This is a genomic window from Salsuginibacillus kocurii DSM 18087 (assembly GCF_000377705.1).
Taxonomy (GTDB): Bacteria; Bacillota; Bacilli; order Bacillales; family Marinococcaceae; genus Salsuginibacillus; species Salsuginibacillus kocurii.
On record NZ_KB898623.1, the window covers coordinates 258,663 to 283,596 of the forward strand.

A 24,934-nucleotide genomic window follows, 5' to 3' on the forward strand; every position below is an offset into this window, starting at 1 on the left:
TTTAAGAGGGTGGCCCATCCATCAGTTATCAGCAAAAGCACCTGAAGTATACTTACTTTCCTCGGACGCGGTTCCACCACCCGCCCACGCTGTCGCTTTATGAAGCTGCTGAAAAAGTCAATTTACCGTATAACATTCATCTTCATACAATTCTCTTTATAGTGAGAAGAAGTTGATGAGACCGGAGAAAGTGACACTCCCTCCGGAAAGCGAACTTGCTTAAGTACTATCACCCTCTTTTTACAGGTTATAGTAAAAAGATAAAGCGCTTCTGAAACGAAAAGCAGTTTCTCAGCAGCCCCGTCGCTTTAGCAATAGGAGCTTCGCGTAATCTAGTTGATTGGACACTTTCATGGCCTAAACTAATCTTTTGAGACACCCTCTATGAATTAATCCTGGGTTTTCACCGTAAAGAGAGGCTGGCCATACTCAACCAATTCACCATTATCCACTAATATTTCAACAATCTCCCCGGTTACTTCCGCTTCAAGTTCATTCATTAACTTCATCGCTTCCACAATACATACAACAGAGTCAGAGGTAATCCGATCTCCTTCTTTTACGTAGGCTTCCGCATCGGGGCTAGGAGAACGATAAAAGGTACCTACCATTGGTGAAGTAATCTTGTGAAGATTTGCATTGTCTGTACTTTCTTCAGGTTTTGTCGTTTCTGTTGGAACTTCTTGCTCTTTAGAAACCACGTCTTCTTTTACGACAGCAGGAGGTGGGGACGGCACGGATTGTTCTGCAACAGGTTCAGTTACTCGTCCCCCTCCAACAGCACTTTCCTTGCGGATCGTTAACTTTTCACGGTTTTCACCTTTTATTTCTAATTCTCCAATACCTGAACGGTCTACTGCTCGAATCAACTCTTTAATTTCATTCATTTTAAACATCTATTACACACCCTTTTATATTTTATTACTCGCTTTAATAAATCCTAATGAAAGAGGAGCTGGCTCCTTAGCTTCGTTTTAACGTCAAAGAATCTGATAGTTCATAAAAAAACGTTGGTATTCTTTCTTCTCTCGTGCAGTTTCAGTTAACACCGCATGCATAATCATATCAGAGAACATATCTGCAATTTCATATATGTTATATACCCCATCAGTGCGATACCATTTATACGTCCAGTTAATCATGCCAAATATAGCCATTGACATAATAGGAGCCGGAAGCTCCTGCCTAAATTCATGTTGTTTTTTTCCTGCTTGCACTGTCGCAAACATTAGTTCCTTGTATTCATCCCGCTTTTTTTTAATCTCTTCAAAATATTCCGGTGCCAAATATAAGCTTTCTTGATAAAATACAGTGACATGTGAACGGAACTTATCAAACATTAAAACAAACGACCGCACCGTTTCATATAACTGTTCAGCGGGGGTGACATAATTTTCCCTTGCAGTAAGAGCCTGATCAAGCACGTATGTAATAAACGTGTCATGAATCGTGTAAAGCAACTCATCTTTAGATTTAAAATGGTGGTAAAAGCCACCTTTAGATGTGCTGCTTTCCTGTACGATTTGATCTACTGTTACTGCATGGTACCCCTTCTCTTCAAACAGGGTTAACGCAGCATCAGTAATTTTTGTTTTTGTAGATTTTCGTCCCATATCTACACCTGCTTCCTGTGCAACTTTACGTTGAAGGAGTAACGTTCACTTCATGCTTTTCCAAAAACTTGGTATCAAAATCACCACTTTTAAATTTTTCATGCTCCATTAATTTAAGGTGGAATGGGATCGTTGTGTCGACACCTTCGACAACAAATTCTCCCAACGCCCGCTTCATGCGGTCAATTGCTTCATCGCGCGTCTTTGCTCGAACAATTAATTTTGCTACCATGGAATCATAAAATGGGGGTATCGAGTAGCCGGTGTAGCATGCACTGTCAACTCGCACGCCAAGACCGCCTGGTGGTAAATACATATCAATCTTACCGGGAGATGGCATGAAGTCTTTGTCTGGTTTTTCAGCGTTAATGCGGCACTCAATGGCCCAACCTTCAATCTTCACTTCTTCCTGGGTGATAGATAACGTTTCGCCTGCGGCTGCCCTAATCTGTTCTTTAATAAGGTCTATCCCGGTAACTTCTTCTGTTACAGGATGTTCTACTTGAATACGCGTGTTCATTTCCATGAAATAAAAATTCTTATGTTTGTCGAGTAAAAATTCAACCGTACCCGCTCCACAATAGTGGACGGCTTTGGCTGCTTTGACAGTGGCTTCACCCATCTGCGCTCTTATCGTTTCATCAAGAGCTGGAGACGGTGCTTCTTCGACCAGCTTTTGATGTCGTCTTTGAATCGAACAATCCCGTTCTCCAAAATGAACGACATTACCATGGGAGTCCGCTAATACTTGGATTTCAACATGGCGGGGCTCTTCCACAAACTTTTCCATGTAGACACCCGGGTTGCCAAAAGAAGTGGCTGCCTCCTGCCTGGCCATAGAAATGGAACGTTCTAATTCATCAGCACTTTGGGCGACGCGCATCCCTTTTCCGCCGCCCCCGGCAGTGGCTTTTACAATAACTGGATAGCCAATTTCCTCTGCGATGCGCAAAGCTTCTTTCTCATCTTCGATTACACCATCAGTTCCAGGTACAATTGGAACACCTGCTGCTTGCATCGTATCTCTGGCTACAGCTTTTGCTCCCATCCGGTTAATGGCCTCAGGTGAGGGCCCAATAAAAGTAATATCATGGTCCGCGCACATTTCAGCAAACTCAGCGTTTTCAGCCATAAATCCATAGCCTGGATGAATAGCTTCTGCACCTGTTTTTAAGGCGGTTGAAATGATATTCGTTTTGTTTAAGTAACTATCTGTGGCTGCAGCAGGACCAACACAATATGCTTCGTCCGCTAATATGACATGCAATGCTTCAGCATCGGCTTCTGAATAAATTGCTACCGTTTCGATGCCAAGCTCTTTACAAGCTCGAATAACTCGAACAGCAATTTCACCACGATTGGCAATCAATACTTTCGTAAACATCTACAGTTACACATCCTCTCTACATTAACAACTGAAGCGAGACCGACTGGTCAGTTTGTTCTTATGTTATTTTACGTCTGATTCTAAAGCATGTCAATACGAGTTACAAAGCAAAAGGAAGCGTTTTCATTTTTTGTTTTCCGCCAGTAAAGGTTAGAATTTGTTTGTTTGCTTTAACAAATGGGAAAGGAACAACAATGTATTTTTCTTAAACCCACTCATGTGCTCGATGCAGGAACAACGACTTTACATTAAAAAATTTGTGAAATGTTTTTTAGAAAGGAAGGGTAATGACTTATGAGTTTATCTTCACAACAAATTAATGAACATGTTGAAAAATTAGAAGGCTGGGAACGCACAGAAGAAGAAATGCTGGCAGCTACCTTTACATTTTCCGCCTTTTTAGAAGGCATTCAGTTTGTACAACGTCTTGCCGAATACGCTGAGGAAGTACAACACCATCCTCAGATTGTAATTGATCACACAGCAATTACTACTAAGCTGAAAACGTTCGATCAAGGAAAAATAACGCAAAAAGATATCGATGCAGCTTATGCCATCCAGGATATTTATCAAAACCTGTAATTGCGTGTAGTGTTTGGGCAATAAATCACACATGTATACTACGTAAGAAAGGAAGTTGGAAATACCTGCTGAAAATCGTACCAGACGCCTGCCTGAGATAAAAAGAAACGAGTCTGAAGAAGAACGCTTAGCAGCACTTATTGATAAACTTGAGGATGCCACCACTAGAGCACGGTTAAAAGATTTAGCGTATCATTTTACAAATAAAAGAGAAGTGATTAAAGTAAATATAATAGCAGGCGCAGCCAGAGGGGTCGGCTTAACCTTAGGAACTGCTATCTTCCTGGCTCTCTTCTTTTTCATTGTAGCGCAGTTGGTGGACATGCCACTTGTTGGAGATTTCAATGCAAATATTCTCGATGAAGTAGACCAGCATCGAGAAACAGCTGCAACACACGACACTATACATGGCAAATCATAATAATATGAATCTACGGAGGCGATGACACATGGATTTATTAGGGATAGGTGTTTTGATTGCTGCTCTTGCATTTCTCGTTCTTGTTATTTTTCTTGCCCGTACACTTGCAAAATTAGCTGATGTATTAACAGGAGTGGAAAAGACAGTAGGTCAATTGCCAGACCAGCTTAACCAAATTACAAAAGAAACAGGCGATGTATTGCATAATACAAATGAAACCATTATCGACGTTAATGAAAAAATGCAAACCTTAAATCCAGTATTTTATATTGCAGAAGATGCCGGCGAAGCATCCAGGAAACTCTCCTCTTCCCTGGTTGATGTAACGTCATCTTTTAAGAAAAACACAGAAGCAGCTACCGAAGAAACATGGCAAAAAGAACTAGGCGGGGTCTACGGTTTTCTTGCTTTGATGTATTTTCTCTTTCAAAAACGTAAAACGCTTAAAGCATATAAAAATGGAGAGATGGAATAATGAAAAACCATTCCTTCTTTTTCACAAGCCTCGGTTTCCTCGCAGGGGGAGTGTTAACTTCCGCAATTACATTGTTAGTGGCTCCTGTGAAGGGGGAAACGCTTCGTCAAAAAGGGAAAGAAACTGTGCAACAGGTTAGGAATGTCCCTCAGGAGGCAAAAGCCTGGAAAGCCTCAAAACAGCAGCAGTATGTGGAACGCGGCCAAAAAGAATATGATACTCTTCACTCGTTGACTTCTACGATTAAACATCGTGCCCGAATTACGGCTGTACAATCTACCGTTAATTCTTCCACACCTCTGCAAACTCCTAAAGCAAAGGAATAAACATTAAAAGAGCTGCGCTATCAACCAGCTTAGGGACCATACCGATGATGGTCCTCGCCTTATGATGAGCGCAGCTCCTTTTCTATACTGTTATTTTTCCGGAATCCCTTCTATTTAACATTTGTAAACCTAACTGGATGCACTCTTTCTTGCTTCAACAGGCTTTACAATGCTTCCTTGCGGCTTTGAAGATACTGTGCCACGCTCCATGACAACCTCGCCACGTACAATCGTATACACAGGCTTACCTTGCAATTCCCAGCCATCATATGCACTAACTTTACTTTTACTGTGCAGTTCTTCCTCTCTAATCGTATACTTTTCTTCCATGTCAACAATGGTAAAGTCGGCATCTGAACCGATTGCAAGCGTCCCTTTTTTATCATCTATCCCATATAGGCGAGCCGGTCCTTCTGCTAAAAGTTGAACAAGTCGATTTAACGTCAATTTCCCACGGTTGACCGCATCTAACATCAGGGGAGCAAGTGTCTCCACTCCACACATGCCTGCCGGGATTTCAAATAAAGAACCATCTTTTTCTTCAGGTGTATGAGGAGCATGGTCTGAACATACCGCTGCGATTGTTCCATCCGCAATTCCTTTCCAAATTTCTTCCTGGTCCTCTCGATATTTCACCGGTGGATAAATTTTCATTTTAGGTCCAATTGCTTCATAATCATCTGCCGACAAAAATAAATAATGCGGACACGTTTCAACCGTAATTGGAAGCCCTTCTTGTTGGGCAGCACGGATGAGCTTAACACTTTCACCGCTGCTGACATGCAAAATATGCAGCCTTACGCCAGTGGCTCGCGCTAGGCGTATGCCAGTTTCTACAGTCAACACTTCAGCAAGGGGCGGTCGGGCTCTGAGCAAGTCTTCATAAGAACGCCCTTCTGTTGCTTCTACGCGTGCAGTTAATGTCTGGATTAACTCGTTGTTTTCTGCGTGCACAGCAAAAATCTGATTTGTTTTCTGAACCTGCTCCATCATTTCATAGACGGCACCATCGGAAAACGGGGGTATAACATTTTTCTCGCCTTCTTTATAGTTATACATTAATTGGAAAGTTTCTTGATGAACGGCGTACCCCCAGAAAAATTTAAATCCTATTACTCCAAGTTGATGCATATCCTTTACATGATGATTATTTAAAGGACCAATACAAATCCCCCAAAGCCCATAATCAATCAAAGCCTGCTCACCCAAATGTTTATGTTGACTCATAAAACTAGTTGCGTCACTGACGGGTGGGGTGGTATTAGGCATTTCAAAAAGCGTTGTGATCCCTCCCGCCGCTGCCGCCCGCGTCGAATGGTAAAAGTCTTCTTTATATGTCGGTCCAGGGTCCCTGGAATGTACATGAGTATCAAGTAAGCCTGGTAAAATATGAAGCCCGGTAACATCTATCGTTTTTACGGCTTCTTCGCTTATGAGCTCTGAAGATATTAAGCTTATACGTCCTTCCTTAATATACACATCTGCTTGAAATTCTTCCGCTCCAGTAACTATAGTTCCATTTAGTAAGGCAAGATCATAGTGCATACTTGAGTGCTCCTTTGCTCCTGTGGTTTAAGTATGTAATTCTTCAGATGCAATACAATCCGTATCATTGAAATGAAAATCTACTCTCTGATTTATCATACGTTTTTTCTAACATAATGAAAAGCACCGGTTTTTCTCCCGGTGCTTTCGCCTGCTAGTCTCTACTCATCCATAAACGTTAGTTCCAAATCATACCCTTGTTCTGAAATGATCTTGCCGTTTTCAAAATTTCTCAACCAATCATTGTATATTGTAGTATACTTGTAAAACTTTTCTTCATCTCGGTTGTCTAATGCACTATTAATGAGCGCCTCAAGCCGCGCTTTGTTGTTTTCATAACTGCTGTATTCCATCATCATGCGAGCATACAATGACTGCAGAACCTGTCTGGGTGGACGCTGACCTTGTTGAACGGATTTCAACTTTTTTAACAAATGCTTTTCATATGTTGGATTATTCATGGTCGTACCCCCCTTTTAAATTCAAACCGAAGTGCGTTTAGATTTCTCCAAATTATTCATAAAGAATCAGTGCATTCAGTATAAAATCTGTGTTACTTGAATAATTACCCTGTACACGATTTAGTTAAACACGTATCCCTATAAACAAAAACTTAAAATTCAGACAAATCAAACGCTACTCCCTCTTCCCTTCCCTACATTTAATGATCTTTCAGGCTATAATCACTTGCTGCGATTGAATGATGAAGTTCTTACTCTTATTATATATCAATAAGCAGCAAAGCACCATAAATATTTGTGCAATTTAGAATAAGAACTTCAACACCTAACTTAACCTTAAATCCTTTTGTTTATTGTATGTCAGCTCAAGCTGATCATACATAGAAAAAGTCTAGATCATAAAAATATTCATCCGCCCATTTTATCCTGGCTCCTATGTGAATACATGGTTTGAATGATTACTTCAAGGGCACGGGATTGTTCAGCCAATGCTAAAACAGGTACACTATCCTCTCCTTTAACCATCTCAGGAATGGCAGGGAAATGAATAAATCCAACCGGGATATTCAATCCCATTTCTTTCACATCGTAAACTAAACGGTATAATGTATTGTTACAAATATATGTACCTGCCGTGTTGGAAATATAAGCTGGCACAGCTTCTTGTCTTAAATTTTCAACCATTTCATGAATAGGAAGCGTGGAGAAAAGACCATCCGGACCATTCTCTACAATGGCTTGATTGGTAACCACCCTTCCCGTATTATCAGTGCGTCCTCCTTCACTGTCCCCGGTATCTTGAATATTGATCCCCACCCGTTCCACATGGATACCATTTCTTCCCCAGGCAAGTCCTGTGGAAATAACCGCCTCAGGCTTTTCCTTTTGAATCGCTTGCTTTAGCTGATCAGCACACTTATCAAAAATAACGGGGAGCGGTACATGAATGATTTCAACATCAGATTCTTGAAAGGCTTCCATTGCCATAGGAACGAGATCAGTTGTTGGATTATAAGTGAAATTGCCAAAGGGTTCAAAACTAGTACAAATGATTTTCATTTCTTTCACCAACTTTTCTATTATTATGATTGGTTGATTGTTGCTTTTGAACGTGAGAAGACCTCACAGACACCAGGCCGTGTTCTTTATTCGCCTCTCTTTAAGAAGCAAGTTGCTTAGAGCGGATTTCCCACGGAAAAGGGGGGGGGGCATGGACGAATTATCAGTCCTATTCTTTAACAAGACGAAAAAGGATAACTTCTCTGGAAAAAAGCAAATGACGCTGATTTCGCGCTAAGGCCAGTAGTGATAGCGTCAGCCCTGAGTGAATTCAAAGAGAACCTCTTCTGATAATAAATAACCTTCCTCAGTCTTTCCACCGCCTACTTGACTTTATCAAAAATTACTATGCTCCCTCTCTCCCACACTCCTTTTTCGAACTAAGATTTCCTATTTAATCCTGACGTTCTTTAGGTATAAGAATATAAGGATAAAGCTTGGACCAAAGCATAAATAACATCAGTATAAACAGTTGTAAAACAAACAGATAATTGGGCCAGGAGCCGAAATAGTCAAGAAAAGTAGTGCCTGCAGGCTTGCTCATTAAGTATAAATAATTGCTCCCTATCTCAATGTTTACGAAAAAAACACATAAGGCGTAGCCATTTAATATAAGCCACACTTTCCACCAGGCATTGGCACGAGGGCGCATATTTTCTACCCACAGCATAAAAAGAGGAACAATTAAAATTAAACCATGAGCTATGAAAAAGTGGAAAAAGCGCACATGCGGAAAAGCAAAACGCTGCAAGTCCGGTGTAATTAGTGTGAATAAAGCACTCCAAAAACCAATAAAAAAAAGCAATTCAAATAGCAGTTTATTGCGAGTGCACAAGACTACTACTGCTAAAAAGAGTGTAATACTGCTTATATGAAGAGGCAATGCATATGTAACATCCCATGAGCCAGTATCCCAAAACCACAGCTGCACAAACGCTTCCATCACTAAAAGGAGAAAAGCCATCCCCACTTTCATTGCATTCTTTAGGGCGCTCTTTTCTCGAATACTTTTTCGCAGAATATACAAACAAAGTATTATGAAACTGATTACAACCAAGACGAGCAAATGATCGATCCCAAACATTTGAAAGTTTTCCTCTGTACCTTCTAAACGTATAAATGGATGATCCATCCCCTCCCTCCTTTCCCTATTGACAAGCATGAACTTAAAGCGTAAAGTACGTAAAGATTCAGATCCAATGATATAAACAGGTTAAACAACACCCCTGTTCATTTAGCTGTTTTTTAAAAGTTGTGGTTTGCACAAAACCTAAAAAATATCAAGCAGCGGTGAGGCGGAAAACAACAGGTAAAGCTACCATAGGACGGGCTATCCGGTGGGAGACAAGCACTGCCCGCGGCAATGAGTACACGGCGAGGCCAATCGCATGAAAGTCAAGCCGATGTCACACTTAGGCGTGTGGTGAAAGCACCCGCCTGCAGTGAATTTTAAAAACCTTTCCTTTTTTAAAAGCAACAACCTTTTAAAAAACACGCCTTCTTAGTAACGCTTCTTAGCGAACCCTAACTACTAATCATTCCATTGGAAAAATAGGTGGTGCGCAATGAAAAAACAATTTACAATTATTGGCCTTGGGCGATTCGGTGTTAGTGTATGCAATGAATTGCATCGCCTCGGCCACGAAGTGCTTGCCATTGATAGCAATGAGGACAAAGTGAATGAAATTTCTGAAATTGTTACCCACAGTGCCGTAGCAAACGGCACAGATGAAAAAGCATTAAAAAACCTGGGCATTCGTAATTTTGATCATGTTATTGTCGCTATTGGGGATAATCTTCAAGCAAGCATTTTGTGTACACTCTTATTAAAAGATTTAGATATTAAGAATGTGTGGGTCAAAGCTCAAAACTATTATCATCACAAAGTCCTTGATAAAATTGGAGCCGACCATATCATTCACCCGGAACACGACATGGGAGCGCGAATTGCCAGACATCTTGTTTCAGATAAAGTAACGGATTATATTGAACTATCCGCTGACTATTCAATTGTTGAAATTAAAGCTTCAGCCAAATTAAATGCCCAAACCTTAGCGGAACTCGATGTTCGCGCTCGGTTTGGAGTGACCATTCTAGCAATTAAACGAGCAAAAGAAATGAATATCACTCCGATGCCAGATGATCAAATTATGACAAATGATATTTTGATTGTAGTGGGACGCAAACAAGACCTTAAACGTTTTGAAGATTTCACTTAATATATCTATCTTTAATACGTAGATAAGTTTGTATATTTTTGAATATAAAAGATGCCTTTTAATAAAAGTGAGCGGTTGCGATGACGAGCAAAAGGTGAGGTGTAACTTCCTCCTTCATTTTTCCATAAGGCATCCATCCATTCCTTCTTACTTGTTAAATAAGAGATAGATTTCTCCCCTTTCATGTACAGAGCTGTCTCAATGTTGAGATCTTTTAAATTTCTGCGTGTGAAATTAGCTGAACCTGACACACATTCATATTCTGTTTTAGTCGTTTTCATAATACATTTTGGATGGAATTGTTCTCCTTTTGTCTCGTACCAGCGGATTTGAATTCTTCCGTCTGTTTCATGCACAAGTTTTTCAGCTACAGGTTTGTTGGGCAAGCCGATTTTCCTCCACCCGAACGCCTCTTGGTTTTGGTCCAAAATAATACGAACGTTCACTCCTCGGTTCGCCGCTGAAATTAATTCCTTAATGACAGCCAGATCTGATACATATAAAGTCATCATGAATAACTCCTCACCTTTTCGGGCCGTGCGGATCAACTGAAGCGTTTTTCGTCGGATCTTCCCTTCGGTTACGAGTTGCACCATTCCACAATTCTTCTTACTATGTATTTTCTCTGCCGGTAAAACTGGCCAGTAAAGTTCAGAACCGGAAAGCTCTGCTACAGCTTTTTCCGATAGTAATGTATCTTTAATCAGGCCCGAGTCTTTTACAATATAACCTACATTCGTGTGATAAGCACTGGCATCGTGTGGGTTGGCTGAACTTACAAATACCCCCTTTTCAGAAACCATCACTTTTCGATGATTGGCTTTAATATTCAGAAGCTTCAAATAGGATCGCAAAGTAGTCTTATAAGGGCGTTTTGTTAACGGGTTAGGAAGCCAGCCCGGCCCTTTTTGTCCGAACCACTGAAAATAACTCCGCCATAAGGCTGAATAAAGAGGCGTTGAATCACGCATCGGCACATGATGTGTCACACTAACTTCAATATTTGCTTTCTTGAGCTGTTCAAGGTGAGGAGAAGGATGAGAATTATATAAAGTATTAATAGGATCTGTTATTACAATAATGTTCATATCAGGTGATTCTTTCTTTTTTTGAATTAAGGTTTCCGTTAACGGATCTGCTACTTTTGGGTACTGTTTATTTTCACGATAATAGTCATTAAACAAAAACATATCTACCACTAAAAAGTGCTCAGCTCTGCGGATAAATTCCAATTGAGCATGAAACAAATCAGCCTTCCACATTCGTTTTCCATTTTGCTCATAGCTAATATTATAAGCCCATTCAACCTGCTCCGGATAACGGAGAGACCCTTCGAATGATAATCCGGGTTTAAGCGGGCGATACATTCCAAATACCATTACAACCACTGTCCAAACACATAATCCACGTCTTACAATTCTCTTCATGTCCTACTCTCCCCTGCCAAATTCTATTTCAAATTGTGAGTGAAGAAACACTTATTGTATTTTGTTTCCCTTTTTAGAAAGGAAGATAACCGAATTCTCCCGAGAAAAAAGGAGGGGCGTCAGTAAGTATTGTTTTGTTTAATCTCTAATTCTCTATACCGTACTAGAATAGGAAGATTATAAGCATTTCTATCAGCAGACAAAAGTACACATGCCCAAGAATCGGCGGTCTGTTAAAAATTTAGTAGACATTTTTTCTACAAAGAAAACTTGGCAAAGCCAAGCCTACGGCGTAGGCTGAGCCGTAGTTGCACGTATACCGCTCCCTTCAAAAATTATACATTCTTACCGTGTAAAAAAGATGCACTGAAACAGCGCATCCTTGGGGTCACACTTATGTTATGAGAACACGAGAAGAGAAATAGCAACAATAAAGCAATAGATGGCAAAATAAAGCAACTTCCCGGAAGCTACCGCATCAATTAGAACTTTAATAGCCACTAACGAGACCAGAGTAGCCACAATAAATGATACCGTATATAAAAGTGTTTGGTCAGGCGTCGTCCAAGCCACATATATTTCAGGAGCTAATAATACCAAGCTTCCAACACTGACAGGAATCGAGAGGAAGAAAGAAAATTTCAATGCAGTCGTTGGTTCAATTTTACGAGCCATCGCTGCCACAATTGTCGCGCCTGAACGACTAATACCAGGGGCTAATGCAGCCATCTGGGCGACCCCAATAATAATCGCATCCGTTGCGGAAATATCTCCTTCTTGTTTATGGCCATTCAGCCGGTGAATCAGCCAAAGAGCCGTCCCTGTAGCGAAGAGAGCCAGTGCTACTGATGTTAAGGTAGTCAGCTCTCCGCCTATTTCATCGGCAAATAAGCCACCGATAATGACAGCAGGAATAGTAGCAATCACAAGCATCAAAGTTAAACGGTAAAACCTTTGATATTCCGGCTGCCGCATAACAACAAAGCGAACTGTACCTACTGCAACTTCTGACAAATCTTTGCGATATATAATCAGGACAGCTAATAAAGAAGCTCCATTTAAAAATGTTTCAAAATGCAGGTCTGGAACACGCAAATCAAAAAAATGTGAAAATATAACCAGGTGGCCGCTTGATGAAACTGGCCAAGGCTCAGTTAATCCTTGCACAATCCCTAGCCATATGTATTGAAGAATTTGCAAAATGTCCATTTCTTCAGTCTCCCTTTCATACTCTTCCTCTGTGTCTTATCATTCCCCAGCTTAACAAATAAAAGCTTTTAGGAAATAGAAAAGTCCGGAGAACATAATCTCCGGAACTCCTCACATATCGTAATATAACATGAGTGTCGCGACAAGGGCTTTTTGTTTTGTTTCATTTTCATGACTATTGCTAGAAATTATACATGAACAGGAAATAACCCCCAATATAGCGCACCTCTCTTCTCGTCTCTCCCTCTGCCTTTACAGGTAGTGAAGCAAAGAAGTAGCAATTGAAAAATAAATCAATAAACCTAAAATGTCATTCACAGTCGTAATAAATGGACCAGAAGCAATCGCTGGATCTAATTTCAATTTGTGAATAATAAGCGGCACAATAGACCCAATAACGGTTGCTATACTCAAAGATAAAAAGATCGAGATACCAACAACAAAGGCCAGTACGATATTACCGTCATATAATAAAGGAATAACCACAGCAAGCACGACAGCACACATAATGCCTATCATCATGCCAGTGCCCAATTCTCGTGCGAGTGTTTTTCCTAATCCTTTTTTCTCAAGTGTGCCAAGCGCTAAGCCACGTACGACTACCGCAAGTGACTGCGTTCCTGTATTACCTGCTGAATCCATTATGAGTGGTATAAAGGCAGACAAAATGACAATTTGCTCTAATGTCTCTTCAAATTGGCCGATTACTCCTGCAGTGATCATTCCAAAAAACATTAACATGATAATCCATGGCGCTCGTTTCTTCGCTGCATCAAAAGCAGTTACATTTACGTCCGTTGCTCCACGAGCGGCTGTAAATTCTCCTAAGTCTTCTGTCGCTTCTTGTTCCAAAATATCCATCACATCGTCCACGGTTACAATTCCGATTAACTCATTAGTATGAGTTACAACCGGAGCTGCGAGGAAGTCATATTTTTGTATCAGTTGACCGACTTCTTCCTGGTCTGTATTAACATGGACCGAAACAACCCTGCTGCTCATAATATTTTCTATCAATTCGTCCGGAGAAGCTGTAATTAAATCACGAAGAGAGGTCACCCCTACGAGTTTGCCCTTGGTGTCAACCACGTATAAATAATAGATGGTCTCAGCTTCGGGAGCTTTACTGCGTAGCTTTTCTAGAACGTGAGAAACCGATTCAGAAGCTTCTAATGAGATGAATTCCTTTGTCATGATCGCCCCGGCTGTTTCGTCTTCATATTGGAGCAGCTCTTTGACATCCTCTGCATCTTCATCAGACATGGCTTCTAATATATCTTTTGCCGTTTCTTCCTTTAGTTCGCCAAGAAAGTCGGCCACGTCGTCGGCATACATATTGTTAAACATTTCAGCTGCATACGAATCATCCAGCTGCTTTACTACTTCTCTCTGTTCCTCTGCTTCCAACGCTTCAAATACTTCAGCAAATTCCGAAGGATTTAAATATGAGATTAAACGACCCCGGCTCTCCTGTTGGAGGCGCTGAAATATTTCAAGCTGGTCAACCGGGTGCAAATCCAAAAACCTTTCCCGGAACCCTTCCTTATCTTCCGCAGACAAAAGCTCTATTAATAATTGAGTGTATTCTTCCCGTGTTTTTTCATTTAACTTAACCATTCGCTCACCCTCTTTCTACTGGGCAGCTTATCCTCTTATGAGAGCCAGAGGGGCCGCCAGTCGTGTGATTGTATTTCTTTTTTTATACACCTACTCCTGTCAGATGTACAACTGTCCATGTACCCCTCTCACCTCCTCAAAAGATCTAATAAAAAAGCGTGCTCCTCAATTGGTGAATGAGGGCACGCTGAATTGCATGTCAAAACAGGAATCTGGTAAAAGATTCCCTCCTCATTCGTAGAGCTTTAGCACTGCACGGCATAGGACAAAGCCAGCTGCATTAGAAACCACCTTATGTCGATGGTTCCAGTTGACCCATTGGCGTCTTTGGACATTTTTGGGCAGCAGCTTCTCTCCGTACAGGAGCCTCACCTAACGAGGTATACGTTTGTAATCCGTTGTGTACTATACAGAGACTTTTACTCTACGTCAACATCCTTCCAGGAAAAAGTTACATTTATTCATTCTGCCCTTCAGTACTCGGCATAATCCATTTCTTAGAGCTAACTACTTTGTTATATTCAAAGCATCAGCTGCATGTGCGGGGGTTTGCCGAGATCACTTCAATTCTCCATGCATTTATAATATCCGTGGCCTGCTTACATCAAACGCGTTTATTTTTTATCTTACCAATCTTCTTGTTTTTCTACTTTATGCTTTTCTTCGCCTTCTGCTTTTAAGGCCTTATGAATTGAAACAATCATCCCAAACATCAAAAGTGTAAATGGTAAGCCTGATAATATGGCAGTCGCCTGCAAGCCATCAAGTCCACCGCTTATTAGAAGCGACGCTGCAATTGAAGAGATAAGCAGCCCCCACACCACCATTATACTGTTTCTTGGATTTAAGCTTCCATTCGAAGAAAAAACACCTAGTACAAACGTTGCTGAATTGGCAGAGGTAATAAAAAATATCAAAATGAGAATGAGTGTTGTAATACTTAACAACTCACCAAGTGGAAGCGACTGAATAACAAGAAACAAGCCATTCTCGGGAGCTTCAGCGATAGACTCAGCAAACCCGGCCCCTTGCATTAGTTCCATATAAATGCCGGTGCCGCCAAAAATACTAAACCAAACTACCGTAACCAAAGTTGGTACCAACAATACACCCAAAATAAATTCCTGCACACTGCGCCCTCGAGACACACGTGCAATAAATGTGCCTACAAAGGGGCTCCATGAAATAACCCAAGCCCAGTAGAAAAAGGTCCATTCCCCCATCCATTCATTATCAGTATAAGGTGTTGTCTCAAAACTTAACTGCACTATACTGCTAGCATATTGCCCCAAGGTCAAGCTTAAATGCTCCAATAAAAATAACGTGGGTCCCAAGGCTAAAACAACTATCATCAAAATGCCCATTAAGCCCAAGTTAGAAATACTTAAGTAACGCATACCCCGATTAATCCCAGTAACCACCGAAGTTAGGAACAATACTGTCACCGTTGCCACCACGATCAGCTGTGTACTTGTTTGATTTTCAATGCCAAATACTTCTTCTAATCCTCCGCTGAACTGAAGCGTACTTAACCCGAAAGAAGTAGCTATACCAACTGTTGTTCCGATAGTAGCGATAAGGTCAATCCCTTTTCCATATCCTCCATAGATACGGTCTCCTAATATTGGGTAAAATGCTGAACTAATTAACCCTGGTAAGTTTTTACGATACTTGGCAAATCCTAATGCTAAAGCCACAATTGCGTATATGGCCCAAGGTTGCAGCCCCCAATGAAAAACACCATATAACAAACCTTGTTCGGCAGCTTCCTGACTGTTTGCTTCTTCTCCACCTGGAGGATTCACCATATGAGACATCGGTTCTGAGACCCCATAGAAAACAAGCCCTACCCCCATTCCAGCTGCAAACAACATTCCGATCCACGTGAAAAAGGAATACTCTGGGGTGTCCCTGGGCTTGCCCAACTTCATATGTCGATATGGCCCAACACCTAAGTATAAACAAAAAACAAGAAATACACTCGTAGCCATAACGTATAACCAGCCAAACAAATCAATGACTTGGTCTAGTAAAAAAGAGGTGACTCCTTCCATATGCTCCGGGAAGAAAAAGCCCCAGCCCGCAATAAAGATGACAATAATTGCTGCAACGATAAATACGATGCTTGTAGGACCAGACTGATATCGATATGGCACATTAATCCTCCCTTTACTTCGACATTTCCTCTACACTATTTCATCTCTTTCCCATTTTCCATATTTTTTGAACATGGTATTTACTATTTCTCATTAGACAGTTCATCAAGCTGCTGAAGTATGAAGATTTTGTTAACCGTCTCTCTTTTATTTCTCTAGCTTTACAGTTACAAAGTCAAACTGTAAGATTAATTATAGTTTTGTGCCCTATGTTAATCACAATATAAAGGAGAATTTGCAATGAAGGACGCTCAGAATACTTCAGCTGAAAAGTATAAATACCAAAATGCATCATCTAGGCGTAAAAACGCCATCATTTTCTTACTTATTGCGATGGCCTTTTCCTTATTTTCCATCATTTTTAGTTTCTATGAATGGGGAATCTACCACCAATACGATGAAGGTGCAACACTCGAGGTGTTAACAGACGGAGAATTAGCAATGGTAAGTATAGGTGTCTTACTTATTCATTTACCGCGCACAGCCTTTTTTATTCTCTCTGCCGTATTTGTACTTCTCTGGCTTTATCGCATTCACCAAAATGCTCGTGCACTTACGATAGAGGGAACTATCTATGCCCCAGGATGGGCGGTTGCTTTTTATTTCATACCGCTTGTGAATTTTGTACTTCCCTTAATTTCTATGTATCACTTATATAGGAACCATTATCGAACAGCTGAAGCCCATAACCTAGACGCAGAACCAGAGAGAAAATGGATGGTAGTTGTCTGGTGGCTTGCTTTTGTCTTTTCAGCTCTTGTGATGAGTCCAGCAGCATTAAATACAGAGGAAGAAACAATTGGTCTAATCCTCATTGACGTACAAACAACCATTGTTTCTGAATTGGTATTAATTATTTCAGGTATTTTCTTCATTCTCATCATTCGCCGCTTGACCACAATCCAAGAAAGGCTCGCTGAAAAGCTTAAAATTTCTTCAACATAAGAAGCAACTCTTCATCAAACAAACACCACAAGCCAAGGCCGCTGGCCCAAGTTAGTTCCTGCAAAAGCCCTGGCATATGCGGTATACGTGCGACATCGGCTTCCCCACGGTTGATGTTGCCGTGTCTTTTTTTGGTGCAGGAAGCGCATCTAAAAACACACTCACACCGAGACTTTTACTTAATCACTCTGCCTGCAGGCGCCTCACATATTCCGGCTGCAGGCCACTTTTCATTCCCTAAGCGAACCTTTTGGGCTACCTCCTGCTTTTTATATCTGCCTATTAAAGGCCTTGTTAATAAAGATCGTTCATATACCGGAAAGGACCGGCCTCTAACGGGAAAAGCGAGCCTGCGAAAAAAGAGGCTTATTAACAGAGCCTTTATTCTAACTCTTCTTCCTGGTTTTGATCTGTGCCGCTTAGTTCATGATTGATGCCGAATAAATATTTCGTTTCTACCACAAATCCGATGCCGGTACCGGGTTCATCAAGATTTCCTTCCTCTCGTAAGGCATCACGAATTTCTTCTATTTTAGAATCAGGCACCAGTATCAAAATGATTTCTTTTTCTGGCTGTACTTCCATTCCGAATAATTTCTTGTACTCATGAATTCCGGTGCCTCTTCCATTTAAAATAGTGGCTCCTTCAGCTCCATGGTCTTTTGCCGCTTTCACCAGTTTTGAAGCTTTCCCTTTCGCTACTATCGTTACCATTAATGAAACATTCGGATCTACACCCATAACTGTTCGCTCCTCCTTATAATGATGTTTTCTTTTGTTTATATAATATTCCTAAGACAGTCACAGACAAAATAGGTGCCAAAGCAACAAGAGCTACAAGCCCAAACCCTTCCATAAACGGGTCCCTGCCCTCCAATGAACCAGCGACACTGATGGCCATAGCCATGATGAAAGTTACAGTCATCGGTCCTGTTGCAACGCCCCCTGAATCAAAGGCAATGGAGACAAACTTGCGATCTGCAAAAAATGCGCCGATAAAGGCAAGCACATAACCAGGGAGCAATACCCACCAAAGAGGAAAGCCGATCAAAATACGAGCCATTGCAATGGCCACAAACAAGCCAACGCCAAGAGCTAAGGTAAATAACAGTACTTTGCTTCTTATAGATCCGCTTGATTCTTCTTCTACTTCATAGGTTAACACACGTACTGCCGGCTCTGCCGAAGTAGCTACTACCCCAAGTAAAAAACCAATTGGAATCAATATCCAATTGAATTCCAGGACTCCAATTGAGGCACCAATATCTTGTCCAGCGGGCAGAAATGCAATATGAACCCCCTGTAGAAATAGTGAAAACCCAATAACCGCCATTAAAATCCCAACTAGCGCTTTATACACTTCCTGCCATTCCAATTTAACCAAAACCACCTGGAAAATAAATAAAAGAGCAAGCATAGGAGCCAATGCGCCAAGAACCTCAAGCACTTCATCAAGCAACCCTTCAAAGATCACGAGCTCCTCAGTCATAGAAAAGCACCCCCAAAATTAAAACAGCAAGAATAGGGCCAATCGATGCCATTGCCACCAAACCAAAACTATCTGAGGAAGACTCATTTTTATTACCTCTTAATACGGAAGCCACCCCAATGCTTAACGCTAAAATAAAAGGTACTGTAATCGGCCCGGTCGTTACGCCTCCGGAATCAAAGGCGATGGCAATAAATTCTTCCGGGACAAACGTTGCAAATAAAAACACTACTCCGTATGAAGGGATAAGCATATAAATTAACGGGATTTGAAAGATTTTTCGTATAAAAGCTATACCAACAAATATACCTACGCCCAGCGCAATAGCCCCGATAAGTAAACCATCTGACACAAACTGCTCCCCTGCATCGTCTATTTGTGAAGCGAGGATACGAACATCCGGTTCAGCGACAGTCACTACAAAACCGAGCAAAAATCCTGAAGCTATAATCCAGGGGAAGGAAACTTTTTCAGGTAATTTAGAGCCTAATTTCTCACCTATCGGCAAAAGACCCATTTTTGCTCCTCCAATAAATAATCCCAGTCCAGTAATTGTCATGAAGGCACCGATAACAAATTGAAGTATAGCCTGCCATTCAGCACTAACAAAAATCATTTGCAAAATGACAACAACTAATGTAACTGGGACAATTGCAGAGATAACATCTTTCATTTCTTTTAATAATGTACCCATTATTCCCTCCTTCTGCCAACGCCAATTCCCTTACCATCATAGCAACGGTCAACCACTTCAGGTAAGAAGTCAAACCTTCCTATCACTACCAGTGGTACTAGCATAATTAACAAATAATTGAACCCTGGCTCGTATTACTTTTAAAAATTGGATATGTTCTAATTTGAAAGGATCTGTTAACGACGTGGGTAATAACGATCGTTGATATTTCGCGAATTGCTGTGCTCATGGCGGGAAAAGCGAGTCTGGCTGCCCCAGCCTGAAAAACTCGCACGCCTCCCATAGAAAAGGACCATAGCAGAAACCTCAACACTATTCGTTAACAGAGTCATTTGGAAAAGAAGATAAATTTTAAAACTTTAACAACCTCGTTGACCCTTTCCACAAACTACCGCTATAATAACTAGGAATCTACTTATGATCATGATTGCTTACAAGTTGAACTTTCCAGAAAGGAAGTACCCTTCCATGAACCGATTTAAAACCCTCCTCATCATCTTAGGCACTTTACTTCTGTTTTTAGTAGCAGGTACGGGGGCCTATGCTGTTTATCTTTATCAATCTGCCGAACAAGCAGTTCATACGATGAATGAATCTTTTGAAGAAGAAGATGAAACGACCCAGGAACTTTTAGTCGATTCTGAAGAAGAAGACACATCTACTGAGGAAGAGAGCAATTCTCTTACCACTGCAACAGAACCAATAACCTTCCTGCTTGCTGGCATTGGTGACCGCCCAGACGACCCAGGACGAGCAGATGCCGTAATGGCTATTTCGGTTAACCCTCTCGATGACTCTGTCCTCATGTTTAATATTCCTCGTGACACGCTAGTTGAAAACCCAGAGACGGGACAAATGGATAAATTGAATCACACGTATGCTAACGGAGGCATCTCTTTACTAAGAGAGACGACCGAACATTTTCTGGATCATTCGTTTGATTATGTTATTTCAGCTAACATGGATGGGTTTCGAGATATTATCGATACAATCGGTGATATCGAAGTTGAAAATGAATTCGCCTTCTCGGAGACGGATGAATTTAATGATCAAAAGTACCATTATGATGAAGGCAACATTGAATTAGACGGCGAGCGGGCCCTTCATTATGTACGAATGCGTCAGCAAGACCCACGTGGTGATCTTGGACGGAACGCTAGACAACAGCAAGTAATGGAAGCAATTATGGAAGAAGCTCTTTCAATCCAATCTGTCTTTCAAGCCGGTAATATTATTGACATCCTCGGAGAAAATGTATCTACGAATATGGCTTTTGATGAAATGCAAACTGTTTTCGAAGACTACCGCTCTGCAGTTGACAATATTGAAACGATTGAGCTTGAAGGCATAGATGAATACCGAAATAATTCTTACTACTATATCGTTGAAGACCGCGAGCAGCAGCGAGCAAGATTAAAACTAGAACGTCACCAAGACCGAAGTGAATGAGGCACAGCAGCAATGAACCTTCTGCTTGCTTACGATATGAAATATCCCCTGTTCCTATGTGAATAGCACTTCAGGAACAGGGGCTTTTCTTTTATTCTTCTAGTAAGTTCATATATTCTTCTTCTAATGGTTCAAACAATATATTTAGTGGTAAATTACTTCCAGAAGCAGGGATAAAATCAATTGTTACTGATTCTTCATTAGCACCTGTACGATAGAGCATAGCAGCTTCAGAAGAATTAGAGAGTTGACCACTGGCTGGCGCGCCAACTACTTCTCCATTTACACGAAACGCACCGACATAAGGGCCACCTCTTGGATTTAACGTTATTGCAGTATAAGGCTCTACCTCATCAATTTCTACCGAATAGACAACACCACGATTTCCAGTGTTCGTTTCCGGTTCACCAGTCATCATGTCATATCCGGTCACATATGAATCGCTTTCTCCTCCTATTATAAGACGAGAACGATCCAGACCAATCCTCTCATCTATATACAGGGTACGATCGCCACTGTCGAACGTTCCTCTAGTATGATGGTCTCCACGCGCCTGGTCCACTTCATATAAATAAGGAAGGGTTGACCAGACATCATTTTGTTCGTCTAACGCTAGAACTTCAAATTGCACATCTGTGCTGGCGTGTAAATCCGCATATGCGGTTAACGTATAACTGGTTGGCAAACTAATATCACTTAGTTCCTCACTGCCTATCAAACCCCGTTCGCCCGGAGCTAGCTCAAGCTGATCTGCTGTTGAGTCTTCAGGCCCCTCTAAATAATTCATAACGGCCCCCCGACCACTGTCACCAACAAAAGGTGAGGGCCCATGAGTTCCTAGATGTTTTAATGATACTTCAGCTGTTTCGTCAGACACATTGGTAGCTAATAGGTATAGATTAACATCAGCATCTCTTACATTCTGTTTATGAAAATGAAACCTAAAATCCCCAGCCATTGTATCGCGATAATAATACCCCTCTCCTCTGATATGCTCTGGGCTATTACTACGAATGAGCGGCGTTTCTCCTTCTACTCGTTCATAATCAAGAATATCAACATTTAATACAGCTTGAGAGTCTACCTGGGTAATAGTACCAGGCTCACTGAAATGTAAGTCCCAAGTCTCTTCATCAAGCTCTTCTCCCCGTTCCGGAATCTCAGCTCCTTCATCTTCAGCCCCTTTATCCCTCCAACTTACATCAACCTGACGCTCATCCATTCTAGGCCTAATCTGGAAGCCAAGTGCTTCAGTCAATGGACGTAATGGAATCATCATGCGATTATCCACGATTTGGTTTTTACCATTTGCGTATGTAATATCCCCATTCGTATGTTGAAGAGCACTTTCTTCATTTCCTAGAGTAATTTCCTCTCCCCACTCTGAATGTGCCATTACATATTCATTTTTGGAGGAGTTAAAAGAAACGTCAAATCCTAACAGTTCTGCAAAAGAGCGCATCGGTACGTATGTAACACCTTCCTCGAGCATAGGAGGAACTTCTAAGCGAATCGTTTCTTCATTATACAAATAAGTTCCTTCATCAAAATTTAAAACCATTTCCCCTGATTCAGCATGGGAAGAAAGACTTAATATGCCAAAACCAATTACTCCTAGCACAAGACTACTTATCCATTTTTTATTCAAATTGATCCATTCTCCTTTTGTCTATTCTTGTCTAAATCTCTCAACGTATTATGCACAAAATTAAGTATAGCAAAAAATTCCATAGTTGTTTAGTAGGAAAAGTTAGTTCTAGCTAATTGCACTCATAATATAATAGACTTGTAATTAACCCAATGGCAAGAGAACGAATGACATTATAGCGGCCGAGACAGGAGGAACCTCACATGCTCACCTTGATAAAAAATGCTGAAGTTTACAGCCCGGAGGCGATTGGAAAAAATGACATCTTAATTGGCGGCGGAGTCATTTTAGCGCTAGATAAACAAATTAATCTTCCACCGTCCTGGAATAATATTGAAAGTGTAGATGCAGAGGGCCAATATGCTGTACCGGGGTTCGTTGATACGCATGTCCATATTACCGGCGGTGGCGGGGAAGGCGGCTTCCACACTCGCACCCCTGAACTGCAATTCTCTGACGCAATTTTAGGCGGGTTGACGACCATTGTTGGGGTCATAGGCACAGACGGAACGACTCGCACAATGTCCAATCTGGTGGCAAAAGCCCGGTCTCTCACAGAAGAAGGGATTAGTTGTTATTGCCTGACGGGCAATTATCAAATTCCGCTGAATACGCTAACAGCTAGTATTGAAGAAGATTTATTACATATTGACCCCATTATCGGCGTTGGTGAAATTGCAATCAGCGACCATCGTTCCAGCCAGCCAACAGCATCAGAAATTGCAAAAGTAGCATCTAGCGCCCGTGTTGGTGGGATGTTAGCGGGCAAGGGAGGAATTGTTACCGTTCATGTCGGTGACGGAAAAGGCCAATTGCAACTATTAGAAGAGGTAATTGAAAACACCGATATCCCACGTTCTCAATTTATGCCGACACATTTAAACAGAAACCCTTCCCTTTTCGAAGCAGCTAAAACCTTTGCTAAACAAGGAGGACGCATTGATTTTACCACCAGTACCGTTCCATCCTCGCCAGGTGAAGATGATATCACCTGTCACTTTGCACTCCAGGAGTGTTTAAAGGCCGGTGTACCCATCGAACAAATCACTTTCACTTCTGATGCTCAGGGCAGTTTGCCGAAATTTGATGAAGCTGGTGATTTTATTGGCCTGGGGATTGGCAAAGTGACTTCCTTATTTAAAGCTGTTCAAGATGCGGTTTTGTTTGGAGCTATCCCTTTAGAGACAGCCATTCAAACGATTACTTCAAGTCCCGCAAAAGCAATGAAACTTGAGTCTAAAGGAAGACTTGAAACTGAAAAAGATGGTGATGTCGTTTTATTAGATGAGAATTTAACCATTGATACTGTAATTGCAAAAGGCAAAGTGATGATGGAAAGAAAAACGCTCCGAGATAAAGGCACGTTTGAATCAACCTAACTTGTTTGACAGTTGCAAGCTAAGGGAATAGAAGCAAACATATATGTACTTTTTCACGGGAGAGGATAAGAAAATGAAGCATTATATCATTACAGGTGCCTCAAAAGGAATAGGAGCAGCTCTTGTTAATTTGCTCGCAGGAAAAGACACACACCTTCATACAATCGCCCGCTCTTCTCACGCCGATATCTTGCAGCAGGCTGTTGATCAAGGGGCAGAAATCTCATCCTATTCATGTGACCTAAGCGACACATCCGAAACACTTCCTACAATTGGCTCGATTCTGCAAAACATCCAAGCTGATCAACACTTAGACGAGGTCGTTCTTATAAACAATGCGGGACTTGTACAACCAGTAGGTCCTTCAGGACAGCTTGATCCATTAGAGATTGAAAAAAGTCTACATGTTAACCTTACTTCACCGCTACAACTGACCAATGAATTTTTATCATTAACGAAAGAGATGGACTGTAAAAAAACCATCATCAATATCTCTTCAGGAGCAGGGAAATCTCCGTTTGATGGCTGGAGCACTTATTGTACCAGTAAAGCTGGACTTGATCTTTTTACACGCTCTGTCGGGATTGAACAAGATCGGTTAGCTACAAACACTACAATTGTTTCCTTTTCTCCCGGTATTGTGGACACCCCCATGCAGGAAGAAATCCGATCCGAGAGTAAGGAAAACTTCGTAAACGTCGAAACATTTCAACATTATAAAGACCAAAACAAGCTTTCACACCCTGAAACAGTTGCTGCTTCAATCCAAAACTTGCTTCAAGATTCCAACTTGCAAAACGGTGGTCTGTATGATGTTACTGATTACCTCTAGA

The 24,934-nt window shown here is 41.2% G+C and carries 24 protein-coding genes and 1 riboswitch; of the genes, 9 read left to right on the top strand and 15 right to left on the bottom strand.

The features are described 5' to 3' along the window. Window positions 1-389: 389 nt before the first annotated feature. The 3 genes from accB to accC all read right to left on the bottom strand — a co-directional run bounded on the left by accB (window position 390) and on the right by accC (window position 2,997). On the bottom strand, window positions 390-896 hold the full coding sequence (gene accB / locus D469_RS0101335) for an acetyl-CoA carboxylase biotin carboxyl carrier protein (protein ID WP_018921555.1): 507 nt from the start codon (window positions 894-896) through the stop codon (window positions 390-392). An 84-nt stretch (window positions 897-980) separates the two neighbouring features. Beyond that, window positions 981-1,613, bottom strand: a complete 633-nt coding sequence (locus tag D469_RS0101340) for a TetR/AcrR family transcriptional regulator (RefSeq protein WP_018921556.1) — start codon at window positions 1,611-1,613, stop codon at window positions 981-983. 25 nt (window positions 1,614-1,638) lie between these two features. Continuing rightward, window positions 1,639-2,997, bottom strand: coding sequence for an acetyl-CoA carboxylase biotin carboxylase subunit (gene accC, locus D469_RS0101345; RefSeq protein ID WP_018921557.1), 1,359 nt, complete (start codon window positions 2,995-2,997; stop codon window positions 1,639-1,641). 297 nt (window positions 2,998-3,294) lie between these two features. Between accC and D469_RS19385 the strand changes: the two genes are divergently transcribed. Genes D469_RS19385 through D469_RS0101365 form a run of 4 tightly spaced genes read left to right on the top strand, consistent with a single transcriptional unit; the run spans window position 3,295 to window position 4,804 of the window. Further along, entirely contained in the window at window positions 3,295-3,582 is a 288-nt protein-coding gene (locus D469_RS19385) for a 4a-hydroxytetrahydrobiopterin dehydratase (RefSeq protein WP_018921558.1), read from the top strand. 55 nt (window positions 3,583-3,637) lie between these two features. Then, the gene (locus D469_RS0101355; protein WP_018921559.1) at window positions 3,638-4,003 is read left to right on the top strand and encodes a DUF5665 domain-containing protein; all 366 of its coding nucleotides are present in this window, start codon (window positions 3,638-3,640) and stop codon (window positions 4,001-4,003) included. 28 nt (window positions 4,004-4,031) lie between these two features. After that, window positions 4,032-4,478 (top strand): DUF948 domain-containing protein, encoded by a 447-nt coding sequence (locus tag D469_RS0101360; RefSeq protein ID WP_018921560.1) that lies wholly within the window; start codon window positions 4,032-4,034, stop codon window positions 4,476-4,478. Beyond that, a complete protein-coding gene (locus D469_RS0101365; RefSeq protein ID WP_018921561.1) occupies window positions 4,478-4,804 on the top strand; it encodes a YtxH domain-containing protein in 327 nt (108 codons plus the stop codon). Before D469_RS0101360 ends, D469_RS0101365 begins: the two co-directional genes overlap by 1 nt. 129 nt (window positions 4,805-4,933) lie before the next feature. On the opposite strand, the gene allB is transcribed toward D469_RS0101365, so the two are convergent. The 4 genes from allB to D469_RS0101390 all read right to left on the bottom strand — a co-directional run bounded on the left by allB (window position 4,934) and on the right by D469_RS0101390 (window position 9,001). Beyond that, the gene (gene allB, locus D469_RS0101370; protein WP_018921562.1) at window positions 4,934-6,349 is read right to left on the bottom strand and encodes an allantoinase AllB; all 1,416 of its coding nucleotides are present in this window, start codon (window positions 6,347-6,349) and stop codon (window positions 4,934-4,936) included. A gap of 161 nt (window positions 6,350-6,510) precedes the next feature. Then, window positions 6,511-6,810 (bottom strand): IDEAL domain-containing protein, encoded by a 300-nt coding sequence (locus D469_RS19390; RefSeq protein WP_018921563.1) that lies wholly within the window; start codon window positions 6,808-6,810, stop codon window positions 6,511-6,513. A gap of 408 nt (window positions 6,811-7,218) precedes the next feature. Then, a complete protein-coding gene (locus tag D469_RS0101380; RefSeq protein ID WP_018921564.1) occupies window positions 7,219-7,869 on the bottom strand; it encodes a pyroglutamyl-peptidase I in 651 nt (216 codons plus the stop codon). A gap of 394 nt (window positions 7,870-8,263) precedes the next feature. Then, window positions 8,264-9,001: a YwaF family protein gene (locus D469_RS0101390; protein ID WP_018921565.1), complete on the bottom strand. Its 738-nt coding sequence runs from the start codon at window positions 8,999-9,001 to the stop codon at window positions 8,264-8,266. A gap of 433 nt (window positions 9,002-9,434) precedes the next feature. Here D469_RS0101390 and D469_RS0101395 point away from each other — a divergent pair, with 433 nt between their 5' ends. Next, on the top strand, window positions 9,435-10,088 hold the full coding sequence (locus tag D469_RS0101395; RefSeq protein WP_018921566.1) for a potassium channel family protein: 654 nt from the start codon (window positions 9,435-9,437) through the stop codon (window positions 10,086-10,088). Between the two features lie 11 nt (window positions 10,089-10,099). Here D469_RS0101395 and D469_RS0101400 read toward each other — a convergent pair whose 3' ends face one another. From D469_RS0101400 to D469_RS0101415, 4 genes are all read right to left on the bottom strand, one after another. Continuing rightward, on the bottom strand, window positions 10,100-11,515 hold the full coding sequence (locus tag D469_RS0101400; RefSeq protein ID WP_018921567.1) for a phospholipase D-like domain-containing protein: 1,416 nt from the start codon (window positions 11,513-11,515) through the stop codon (window positions 10,100-10,102). Between the two features lie 399 nt (window positions 11,516-11,914). Continuing rightward, window positions 11,915-12,724 (bottom strand): undecaprenyl-diphosphate phosphatase, encoded by an 810-nt coding sequence (locus D469_RS0101405; RefSeq protein ID WP_018921568.1) that lies wholly within the window; start codon window positions 12,722-12,724, stop codon window positions 11,915-11,917. A 252-nt stretch (window positions 12,725-12,976) separates the two neighbouring features. Next, window positions 12,977-14,341 carry a magnesium transporter gene (mgtE, locus tag D469_RS0101410; protein WP_018921569.1) on the bottom strand — a complete coding sequence of 455 codons (1,365 nt, stop codon included), beginning with the start codon at window positions 14,339-14,341 and terminating at the stop codon, window positions 12,977-12,979. Window positions 14,342-14,564: 223 nt separating this feature from the next. Beyond that, window positions 14,565-14,728: riboswitch (M-box (ykoK) riboswitch) on the bottom strand. Window positions 14,729-14,967: 239 nt separating this feature from the next. Then, window positions 14,968-16,497 carry a BCCT family transporter gene (locus D469_RS0101415; protein WP_018921570.1) on the bottom strand — a complete coding sequence of 510 codons (1,530 nt, stop codon included), beginning with the start codon at window positions 16,495-16,497 and terminating at the stop codon, window positions 14,968-14,970. A 240-nt stretch (window positions 16,498-16,737) separates the two neighbouring features. Between D469_RS0101415 and D469_RS0101420 the strand changes: the two genes are divergently transcribed. Further along, window positions 16,738-17,442: a DUF4328 domain-containing protein gene (locus D469_RS0101420; RefSeq protein WP_018921571.1), complete on the top strand. Its 705-nt coding sequence runs from the start codon at window positions 16,738-16,740 to the stop codon at window positions 17,440-17,442. Between the two features lie 381 nt (window positions 17,443-17,823). On the opposite strand, the gene D469_RS0101425 is transcribed toward D469_RS0101420, so the two are convergent. From D469_RS0101425 to D469_RS0101435, 3 genes are read right to left on the bottom strand one after another with little or no spacing between them, the layout of a single operon-like run. Continuing rightward, window positions 17,824-18,183 (bottom strand): P-II family nitrogen regulator, encoded by a 360-nt coding sequence (locus D469_RS0101425; RefSeq protein WP_018921572.1) that lies wholly within the window; start codon window positions 18,181-18,183, stop codon window positions 17,824-17,826. Window positions 18,184-18,199: 16 nt separating this feature from the next. Then, window positions 18,200-18,931, bottom strand: coding sequence for a DUF1538 domain-containing protein (locus D469_RS0101430; RefSeq protein WP_018921573.1), 732 nt, complete (start codon window positions 18,929-18,931; stop codon window positions 18,200-18,202). Beyond that, the gene (locus tag D469_RS0101435; protein WP_018921574.1) at window positions 18,924-19,625 is read right to left on the bottom strand and encodes a DUF1538 domain-containing protein; all 702 of its coding nucleotides are present in this window, start codon (window positions 19,623-19,625) and stop codon (window positions 18,924-18,926) included. The genes D469_RS0101430 and D469_RS0101435 overlap by 8 nt, the downstream gene beginning before the upstream one ends. Window positions 19,626-20,093: 468 nt before the next feature. Here D469_RS0101435 and D469_RS19395 point away from each other — a divergent pair, with 468 nt between their 5' ends. Then, a complete protein-coding gene (locus D469_RS19395) occupies window positions 20,094-21,074 on the top strand; it encodes an LCP family glycopolymer transferase (protein WP_018921575.1) in 981 nt (326 codons plus the stop codon). Window positions 21,075-21,165: 91 nt separating this feature from the next. Here D469_RS19395 and D469_RS0101445 read toward each other — a convergent pair whose 3' ends face one another. Beyond that, window positions 21,166-22,722, bottom strand: a complete 1,557-nt coding sequence (locus tag D469_RS0101445; protein WP_018921576.1) for a copper amine oxidase N-terminal domain-containing protein — start codon at window positions 22,720-22,722, stop codon at window positions 21,166-21,168. 203 nt (window positions 22,723-22,925) lie between these two features. Here D469_RS0101445 and iadA point away from each other — a divergent pair, with 203 nt between their 5' ends. Beyond that, window positions 22,926-24,101 carry a beta-aspartyl-peptidase gene (gene iadA, locus D469_RS0101450; RefSeq protein WP_018921577.1) on the top strand — a complete coding sequence of 392 codons (1,176 nt, stop codon included), beginning with the start codon at window positions 22,926-22,928 and terminating at the stop codon, window positions 24,099-24,101. A gap of 73 nt (window positions 24,102-24,174) precedes the next feature. Continuing rightward, window positions 24,175-24,933, top strand: a complete 759-nt coding sequence (locus D469_RS0101455) for a (S)-benzoin forming benzil reductase (protein ID WP_018921578.1) — start codon at window positions 24,175-24,177, stop codon at window positions 24,931-24,933. Window position 24,934: the final 1 nt, after the last annotated feature.

Coding starts and splice junctions, on each gene's coding strand:
- D469_RS0101360 (WP_018921560.1), top strand. CDS start 4,032: ATGGATTTATTAGGGATAGGTGTTTTGATTGCTGCTCTTGCATTTCTC.
- D469_RS0101405 (WP_018921568.1), bottom strand. CDS start 12,724: ATGGACATTTTGCAAATTCTTCAATACATATGGCTAGGGATTGTGCAA.
- D469_RS0101340 (WP_018921556.1), bottom strand. CDS start 1,613: ATGGGACGAAAATCTACAAAAACAAAAATTACTGATGCTGCGTTAACC.
- D469_RS0101390 (WP_018921565.1), bottom strand. CDS start 9,001: ATGGATCATCCATTTATACGTTTAGAAGGTACAGAGGAAAACTTTCAA.
- mgtE (WP_018921569.1), bottom strand. CDS start 14,341: ATGGTTAAGTTAAATGAAAAAACACGGGAAGAATACACTCAATTATTA.
- D469_RS0101420 (WP_018921571.1), top strand. CDS start 16,738: ATGAAGGACGCTCAGAATACTTCAGCTGAAAAGTATAAATACCAAAAT.
- D469_RS0101365 (WP_018921561.1), top strand. CDS start 4,478: ATGAAAAACCATTCCTTCTTTTTCACAAGCCTCGGTTTCCTCGCAGGG.
- D469_RS0101435 (WP_018921574.1), bottom strand. CDS start 19,625: ATGGGTACATTATTAAAAGAAATGAAAGATGTTATCTCTGCAATTGTC.
- D469_RS0101425 (WP_018921572.1), bottom strand. CDS start 18,183: ATGGGTGTAGATCCGAATGTTTCATTAATGGTAACGATAGTAGCGAAA.
- accB (WP_018921555.1), bottom strand. CDS start 896: ATGTTTAAAATGAATGAAATTAAAGAGTTGATTCGAGCAGTAGACCGT.
- D469_RS0101380 (WP_018921564.1), bottom strand. CDS start 7,869: ATGAAAATCATTTGTACTAGTTTTGAACCCTTTGGCAATTTCACTTAT.
- D469_RS0101400 (WP_018921567.1), bottom strand. CDS start 11,515: ATGAAGAGAATTGTAAGACGTGGATTATGTGTTTGGACAGTGGTTGTA.
- D469_RS19395 (WP_018921575.1), top strand. CDS start 20,094: ATGAACCGATTTAAAACCCTCCTCATCATCTTAGGCACTTTACTTCTG.
- D469_RS19385 (WP_018921558.1), top strand. CDS start 3,295: ATGAGTTTATCTTCACAACAAATTAATGAACATGTTGAAAAATTAGAA.
- D469_RS0101395 (WP_018921566.1), top strand. CDS start 9,435: ATGAAAAAACAATTTACAATTATTGGCCTTGGGCGATTCGGTGTTAGT.
- D469_RS0101455 (WP_018921578.1), top strand. CDS start 24,175: ATGAAGCATTATATCATTACAGGTGCCTCAAAAGGAATAGGAGCAGCT.
- allB (WP_018921562.1), bottom strand. CDS start 6,349: ATGCACTATGATCTTGCCTTACTAAATGGAACTATAGTTACTGGAGCG.
- iadA (WP_018921577.1), top strand. CDS start 22,926: ATGCTCACCTTGATAAAAAATGCTGAAGTTTACAGCCCGGAGGCGATT.
- accC (WP_018921557.1), bottom strand. CDS start 2,997: ATGTTTACGAAAGTATTGATTGCCAATCGTGGTGAAATTGCTGTTCGA.
- D469_RS0101430 (WP_018921573.1), bottom strand. CDS start 18,931: ATGACTGAGGAGCTCGTGATCTTTGAAGGGTTGCTTGATGAAGTGCTT.
- D469_RS19390 (WP_018921563.1), bottom strand. CDS start 6,810: ATGAATAATCCAACATATGAAAAGCATTTGTTAAAAAAGTTGAAATCC.